A 2804-nucleotide genomic window follows, 5' to 3' on the forward strand; every position below is an offset into this window, starting at 1 on the left:
GCCGTTGGGGGAGGTGCTGCGGCGGGCCAATGCGGCGGGGGCGATTGTGGCTTCGCGGCTTGCGTGTTCTTCTGCCATGCCGACGGCTGCGGAGATCGATGGTCTTCTTGGTGCGTCGGCCCGTGCGGGGGGTTAGCCGCGGTGTGGCCTTCTGTTCTCGGGGGTTCTGCGCCTACCGGGGTGCGTCTTGCGCTGTGTGCGCGACTGCGGGTCGCTGCGCGGCGCCTACCGGGGTGCCTCTTGCGCTCCGCTCGCGGCAGCCGGTCCGCTGTGGCTGGCCGCGCAGTTCCCCGCGCCCCTTTCAGGGCGCCCCCCGTCTCACCTACCCCGAAGGCCCGACGTGACCGTGACCGTTGACATCGCTCAGCTCGCGAGGACGAGGAGCCGGTACCCCGAGGCGATCGGGGAGGCCGCCGCTCGGCGGAAGAGGCGCGCCTTCGTGGGGGAGCGCGGCCGTCTGATGGTGATCGCCGCCGATCACCCCGCGCGCGGCGCGCTCGCCGTGGGGGACCGTCCGTTCGCCATGGCGGACAGGGCCGGGCTGCTGGAGCGCCTCTGCCTCGCCCTGTCCCGCCCCGGTGTCGACGGCGTGCTCGCCTCCGCCGACGTCCTGGAGGACCTGTTGCTGCTCGGCGCGCTGGAGGGCAAGGTCGTCATCGGGTCCATGAACCGCGGCGGGCTCGCCGGTGCCGCGTTTGAGATGGACGACCGGTTCACCGGGCACCGCGCCGAGGACCTCGTCCGGCTTGGTTTCGACGCGGGCAAGCTTCTGCTGCGCATCGACCACGACGACCCTGGCTCGCTGCGGACGCTGCACGCCGCCGCCCGTGCCATCGACGACATGGCCGCGCACCGGCTGCCCGTCCTCGTCGAGCCGTTCCTCTCGCGCCGTGCGGCGGGTGGTCAGGTGCGCAACGACCTGGGGCCCGAGGCCGTCACCACCTCCATCGCGATCGCGTCCGGGCTCGCCGGGACGTCCGCGTACACCTGGCTCAAGGTGCCCGTCACCGACGACCCCGGTGACATGGAGCGCGTGCTGGGCACCAGCACGCTGCCCACCGTGCTGCTGGGCGGGGACGTCGCCGACGGCCCCGCCGGCCAGGACGCCGCGTACGAGCGGTGGCGCGCCGCGCTGCGGCTGCCCACCGTGCAGGGCCTCGTCGTCGGGCGTTCGCTGCTCTACCCCGCCGACGGCGACGTGGCAGGCGCCGTCGACACGGCCGTAGGCCTGCTGTGACGCTGGAGACCCACCGGGTTTCCGGGTTTCCGACGGCGTCAGGAGAGACGAGAGCCCATGACCTTCGCCACCCACCACCTCCCGGCGGGCTGTGCCGCCGACGGCCCGTACGCCCTGGACATCTGGCCGGAACAGGCGGGCTGGAGCCATTCCTCGCTGCGGGTCCTCACCCTGGCACCCGGTGCCACGCACACCTTCACCGCGGGCGTCAGTGAGTGGATCGTGCTGCCGCTGGCGGGCGGGTGCACGGTGACCGTGGACGGGAGGACCTTCGAACTGCGCGGCAGGAAGAGCGTCTTCGAGGGCGTGACCGACTTCGCGTACGCTCCCCGGGACAGCGAGGTGACCCTCGTCTCCGCGGGCGGCGGCCGGTTCGCGCTCGCCGGGGCCCGCTGCGCGCGGCGGCTCGACGCCCGCTACGGGCCCGCCGCCGGCGTCCCCGTCGAACTGCGCGGCACCGGCACCTGCTCCCGGCAGGTCAACAACTTCGCCGCCGCCGGGACCTTCGTCTGCGACCGGCTCATCGCCGTCGAGGTGCTCACCCCCGGCGGCAACTGGTCCTCCTACCCGCCGCACAAGCACGACGAGCACCGCCCCGGCGAGGAGTCCGAGCTGGAGGAGATCTACTACTTCGAGATCGACGGCGACGCGGGCCTCGGCTACCAGCGGGTCACGCCCTCCCGGCCCGGCGGTACGGACGTCCTCGCCGAGGTCCGTACGGGCGACGCCGTGCTCATCCCCGACGGCTGGCACGGCCCCTCCATCGCCGCGCCCGGCCACACCATGTACTACCTCAACGTCATGGCCGGGCCCGGCGCCGAGCGGGAGTGGCTCATCCGCGACCACCCCGACCACGCCTGGATCCGCGGCACTTGGCCGCGGCAGCCCGTCGACCCCCGGCTGCCCTTCTACACCTCCACCGAGGAGCGTGACGCCCGATGACCACCCCGACCCGGCGGCTCACCGTCGCCCAGGCCCTCGTCGCGTTCCTCGCCCGCCAGTACTCCGAACGCGACGGGCGGCGGCAGCGGCTCGTCACCGCCTGCTGGGGCATCTTCGGCCACGGCAACGTCGCCGGGATCGGCCAGGCGCTCCTGGAGTCGGGCGACGCCATGCCCTTCCACCAGGGCCGCAACGAACAGGCCATGGTGCACGCCGCCGTCGGCTACGCCCGCCAGCGCGACCGGCTCTCCGTGCACGCCGTCACCACCTCCATCGGCCCCGGCGCCACCAACCTCGTCACCGGCGCCGCCCTCGCCACGGTCAACCGGCTGCCCGTGCTGCTGCTCCCCGGCGACACCTTCGCCACCCGGCCCGCCGATCCCGTGCTCCAGCAGCTCGAACACCCCGGCGCGGGCGACATCTCCGTCAACGACTGCCTGCGGCCCGTCTCCCGGTACTTCGACCGCGTCACCCGGCCCGAGGCGCTGATCCCCGCCGCCCTCCAGGCCATGCGCGTGCTCACCGACCCCGCCGAGACCGGCGCCGTCACCCTCGCCCTCCCGCAGGACGTGCAGGCGGAAGCCTTCGACTGGCCCGAGGAGTTCTTCGCCGACCGCGTCTGGCA

The 2804-nt window shown here is 73.7% G+C and carries 3 protein-coding genes and 1 pseudogene; all 4 read left to right on the plus strand.

Going from position 1 to position 2804, the window contains the following annotated elements; translation table 11 throughout:
- Nucleotides 1–136 (plus strand): annotated as a pseudogene (locus K6I34_RS35020) (5-dehydro-2-deoxygluconokinase); the annotation flags it as partial.
- A 210-nt stretch (nucleotides 137–346) separates the two neighbouring features.
- Entirely contained in the window at nucleotides 347–1237 is an 891-nt protein-coding gene (locus K6I34_RS35025) for a deoxyribose-phosphate aldolase (protein ID WP_229332068.1), read from the plus strand.
- A 57-nt stretch (nucleotides 1238–1294) separates the two neighbouring features.
- Nucleotides 1295–2179, plus strand: a complete 885-nt coding sequence (gene iolB, locus K6I34_RS35030) for a 5-deoxy-glucuronate isomerase (protein WP_229332067.1) — start codon at nucleotides 1295–1297, stop codon at nucleotides 2177–2179.
- Nucleotides 2176–2804, plus strand: a 629-nt coding sequence (locus K6I34_RS35035) for a thiamine pyrophosphate-binding protein (RefSeq protein WP_275127217.1), incomplete at its 3' end; no start/stop codon positions are given. The genes iolB and K6I34_RS35035, both read left to right, overlap by 4 nt.

It is taken from the genome of Streptomyces sp. UNOC14_S4, assembly GCF_020740835.1.
Taxonomy (GTDB): domain Bacteria; phylum Actinomycetota; class Actinomycetes; order Streptomycetales; family Streptomycetaceae; genus Streptomyces.